At 42.9% G+C, this 5,019-nt stretch carries 4 protein-coding genes; all 4 read left to right on the top strand.

What is annotated here, in order from left to right:
* Positions 1-1,587: sialate O-acetylesterase (locus ACMJ0U_RS03720; protein ID WP_417128264.1), on the top strand; the 1,587-nt coding region annotated here is incomplete at its 5' end.
* A gap of 9 nt (positions 1,588-1,596) precedes the next feature.
* Positions 1,597-3,093 carry an MFS transporter gene (locus ACMJ0U_RS03715; RefSeq protein WP_417128262.1) on the top strand — a complete coding sequence of 499 codons (1,497 nt, stop codon included), beginning with the start codon at positions 1,597-1,599 and terminating at the stop codon, positions 3,091-3,093.
* A gap of 14 nt (positions 3,094-3,107) precedes the next feature.
* Positions 3,108-4,256, top strand: coding sequence for an endo-1,4-beta-xylanase (locus tag ACMJ0U_RS03710; RefSeq protein WP_417128260.1), 1,149 nt, complete (start codon positions 3,108-3,110; stop codon positions 4,254-4,256).
* A gap of 49 nt (positions 4,257-4,305) precedes the next feature.
* A partial coding sequence (locus ACMJ0U_RS03705) for a family 43 glycosylhydrolase (protein WP_417128258.1) occupies positions 4,306-5,019 on the top strand: 714 nt, incomplete at its 3' end.

The raw sequence follows: 5,019 nt of genomic DNA, 5'->3' as shown, positions 1-5,019 counted from the left end.
GGCTTAGTATTGCTGGCTTCTTGTGGTTTTGGAGCTTTTGCTAAGGTGGTATTACCAGTGCTGGTATCAGACGGTATGGTGTTGCAGAGAAATACTCCGTTGACGATATGGGGCACGGCTGATCCAGCTGAGAAGATTTGTGTAAAGTTTCAAAAGAAACAATATAAGGTGGCAGCGGATGAGAATGGAAAATGGGCTGTAACACTGCCGGCCATGAAAGCCGGAGGACCTTACTCTATGACAATTAATGACATTGTTTTAAATGATATTCTTATAGGAGATGTTTTTTTATGCTCTGGGCAGTCTAATATGGAACTTCCGGTTAATCGGGTGATGGATAAATATGCAGATGAAATAGAGGGGTATGAAAATGCATCCGTTCGATATGTGAAAGTTCCTTATTCGTATGATTTTTCTCAACAGAGAGAAGATATTCATCCCGTAACCTGGCGCCCGATGACGACTGAAAATGTAAAAGATTTTTCTGCGATATGTTATTTCTTTTCCAGATTGTTGGAAGAAAAGACTAATGTGCCCGTCGGTATTATTAATGCGAGCTGGGGGGGTACTCCTGTAGAGGCTTGGATTAGTGAAAAAGGATTACAAAACTTTCCGGAGTATGTACATCAGAAAGCCTTATATGAAGATGCTGAATTGGTTTCTCGGATAACAGAAACTGAAAGGCTGCATCAACAAGCATGGAATAAGGTATTATATAGGTCTGATGCGGGGCTTCGGGGCGTGACACCATGGTATGCGGAGGACTATGATGATTCGGATTGGGAACAGGTAGATATGTTTTCGGATAACTGGGCTATTCGTAATGGCCGCCCTTTGAACGGGGTACATTGGTTTCGGAAAGACTTTTTTGTGCCTGAGGACTGGAGTGGAAAAGAGACTGTTCTGCGTTTAGGATGCATTGTGGATGCTGACTCTGTGTTTGTAAACGGACATTTTGTGGGTACTGTTTCCTATCAGTATCCTCCTCGTATGTACAAAGTGCCTTCCAAGTTCCTGAAGAAGGGAAAAAATCAGCTTACCGTACGGTTGTTTAGTTATGGAGGACGTCCTTCTTTTGTAAAGGAAAAGCCTTATAAGTTGATTTGTGACGGGAAAGAAGTAAATCTGGAAGGGGGATGGAAGCACAAAATAGGTACGGTGATGCCCCCTTCTCCTTCTTCTACAGCATTCCATTACACTCCTGTCGGCTTGTATAATGGTATGATTTATCCATTACGTCATTATACGTTCAAAGGTGTAGTGTGGTATCAAGGAGAGTCCAATGTGGGTCGTTGGAGCGAATATTCTTCTTTGCTCAGCGCATTGATAGCCGACTGGAGAACACTTTTCAAAAATGAAACTCTGTCGTTCTATATCATTGAATTAGCTGATTTCTTAGCACCGGATGATCCGGGAAGGGCTGCATGGGCTGAGTTGAGAAGTCAGCAGGCGAAAACAGCCTGTGACAATGCACACGTCACTTTGATAAAAAACAGTGATACGGGAGAATGGAATGACATTCACCCTTTGGATAAGAAAACTGCTGCTACTCGTTTGGTAGAAGCTGTGATACAGAATGAAAAATAATAAACAGATATGAGCAAGATTCAAAATCAGAAAGTTTCCATGGTCGAGAAGGTAGGCTATGGATTAGGAGACTGTTCCGCAAATCTGGTATTCCAGATGATGATGATTTACCAGACTAAATTCTATACGGATGTGTTTGGACTGGAGGGGGCGATTGCAGGAACCGTGATGTTGGTAGCACGTATTGTAGATGCATTTGTAGATCCCACTGTAGGCATATTGTCTGACCGGACGCAGACGAAATGGGGAAAATATCGTCCATGGGTATTATGGACAGCGCTTCCTTTCATGGTGTTCTATGTACTGGCCTTTTACAATCCGGGCATTGAAGAAAAAGGACTGGTAGCATTGTATGCTACAATTTCATACACCTTGTTGATGACGATGTATTCTTTTAATAATACACCTTATTCTTCATTGGGAGGAGTCATGTCGTCAGATATTAAAGAACGTACCAGTATTACTTCTGTGCGTTTTGTCTTTTCTACCATTGCACAGTTTGTGGTACAAGGGCTTACCTTACCGTTGGTCAGCAAGTTCTCGGAAGGTAGCGATAAGGCACACGGCTGGCTCTGTACCATATCCTTGTTTGCTGCCGTAGGCTTCTTGTTTTTGGTGATTGTATTTTTCTCGGCAAAAGAACGTATTACTCCTCCTGCCAATCAGAAAAATGATACTCGTCAGGATATAAAAGATGTATTGAGCAGCGTGCCCTGGCGTGCCATGTTTGTCTTGACTCTTTTTGTGTTCATCACACTGGCCATGTGGGGAAGTGCCATGAACTATTATTTTGAAAACTATGTGGATAAAGCAGCCTTGTTTACCTTCTTGGATAATATAGGATTGGTAGCTACCGAAGGTGGAACTTCAGTCGGGTATCATATCCTTGATGCTTTTGGGTTGATTGTAACTTCTCCAGACAAAGCATATGAAGTAGGCTTTGGCGTATTTAATATGGTGGGAGCTCTGGTCCAGTTTTTCGGTGTAATCTTTTTATCGGAATTTTTAGCCAACAAATATGGTAAGAAACGTACGTTTATCGTATGTCTTGCACTGACGGCAATTTTTACGGCTTTGTTCTATTTCCCTTCAAAATGCGATATTGAAATGATGTTCGTATTGAACTTTTTGAAGAGCTTGGCCTATGCACCTACGGTACCTTTGCTTTGGGCTATGATTGCAGATGTGGCCGACCATTCGGAATATATCAATTACCGTCGTGCCACGGGATTTATCTTTTCGGGAGTGGTGTTTGCCTTGAAAGCCGGATTAGGTATTGGAGGAGCTGTATTAGGCTTCTTGCTGTCGGGATTCGGCTATGTTTCGGGAGCGGATATAGCTCAAAGTGATACAGCCGTTCATGGTATTATTCTTTCATCAAGTCTGATTCCAGCTGCATTCTTTTTTGTCGGTGTAGTGGCATTATGTTTCTATCCTATCAGTAAAGAGTATAACGAGAAGATGCAGGCTGAATTAACTGCTCGAAGAAGTAAAAGTGACTATTAATCAAGGAAAAAGATATGAAGAACAAACACATTGCATCAGTGATGCTGTGCAGCCTGTTTATTATGGGTTGCGGTAGTAAAGTTTCTAATACGGTTGTATTAGAGAAGTCTTTAAAAGGGGTTGTGGAAGACAAGTTTTTAATGGGGGTAGCTCTGAATGTACATCAGTCGTCGGGGGATGATACTTTAGCGGTGAAGATTGTGAAGCAGCATTTCAATTCCATTGTAGCAGAAAACTGCATGAAATGCGGAGAAATTCAGCCTAAAGAGGGAGAATTCCATTTTGAGGATGCCGACCGCTTTGTGCAGTTCGGAATAGACAATGGCATGACGGTGATAGGACATTGCTTGATTTGGCATTCTCAGCTTCCGGACTGGTTCTGCGTAGATGAAAAAGGTCAGAATGTTTCTCCTGAAAAGTTGAAACAGCGTATGAAAACGCATATTCAGACCGTTGTAGGACGATACAAAGGAAAGGTGAAAGGCTGGGATGTGGTGAATGAAGCTATTGTGGAAGACGGCTCCTATCGCAAAAGTAAGTTTTATGAAATCCTGGGAGAAGAGTTTATTCCACTGGCCTTCCAATATGCCCACGAGGCTGACCCGGATGCCGAACTTTATTATAACGATTATGGTATGGACGTACAGGGCCGTCGGGAAGGAGTTGTGAAGCTTGTCCGCTCATTGAAGGAAAAAGGATTGCGCATTGATGCAGTGGGTATGCAAGGACACATGGGAATGGATTACCCCGATATTCAGATATTTGAAGAAAGTATGCTTGCTTTTGCTTCAGCCGGTGTCAAGGTGATGATTACAGAATGGGATATGAGTGCGCTGCCTACCGCACTTCGCAGTGCCAACATCTCGGATACGGTTGCGTTTAAGAAAACGTTGAATCCTTATCCGCAGGAACTTCCTGATTCTGTCAGTCAGGCATGGAATAAAAGAATGCAACAATTCTTCCAGCTTTTTGAAAAACATGCCGATATTGTGACACGTGTTACGGCATGGGGAGTTACAGATGGTGATTCGTGGAAGAATGACTTCCCGATTCGGGGGAGAAGAGACTATCCGTTGCTTTTTGACCGGAACTATCAGCCCAAGGAATTTATACAGAAAATGATAGATGAGCAGTCGGATACGACAGCAGTTGCACAGAAATAACGTTTAACTGGAGGCGCTTTCAATGGGAGTCTCATAAATCAATATAAAAATGAAAAAGGAAGAAAGATATTTGTTTCCTGCTGATTACATGGCAGACCCGTCAGTACATGTGTTTAACGGACGTTTGTATATTTATCCTTCACACGACCGTGAATCAGGTATCCCTGAAAATGACAACGGCGACCATTTTGACATGAATGATTACCATGTATTGTCGACTGACGACGTGATGCATGGTGAAATCGTTGATCATGGAGTGGCTTTGAAAGTAGCTGATATTCCTTGGGCCGGACGCCAGCTCTGGGACTGTGACATAGCCTGCAAGGATGGAAAATATTATTTGTATTTCCCGTTGAAAGACCGGAATGATATTTTCCGTATGGGGGTAGCCATTAGCGATAAGCCGGAAGGTCCGTTTATTCCTCAGCCCGATCCGATTCGTGGAAGTTACAGTATTGATGCGGCAGTTTTCCGTGATGATGACGGAAGCTATTATATGTATTTTGGAGGTATTTGGGGAGGACAGTTGCAACGTTATCGTGATAACAAAGCCATTGAAAATCCGCATTTTCCTGCTCCTGATGAACCCGCATTGCCAAGCAGAGTGGTAAAACTGTCGGATGACATGTTGGGGTTTGCCGAGGAGCCACGTCCTGTTATAGTGATAGGAGAAGATGGAAAACCATTGAGAGCCGACGACCCGCATCGTTTCTTCGAAGCTTCATGGATGCATAAATATAACGGTAAATATTATTTTTCTTAT

It is taken from the genome of Phocaeicola sp., assembly GCF_048170425.1.
In the GTDB taxonomy this organism is placed as follows: Bacteria; Bacteroidota; Bacteroidia; order Bacteroidales; family Bacteroidaceae; genus Phocaeicola.
The sequence above is the reverse complement of the archived record's forward strand: the minus strand, read 5'-3'. Positions and strand labels throughout refer to the sequence as shown.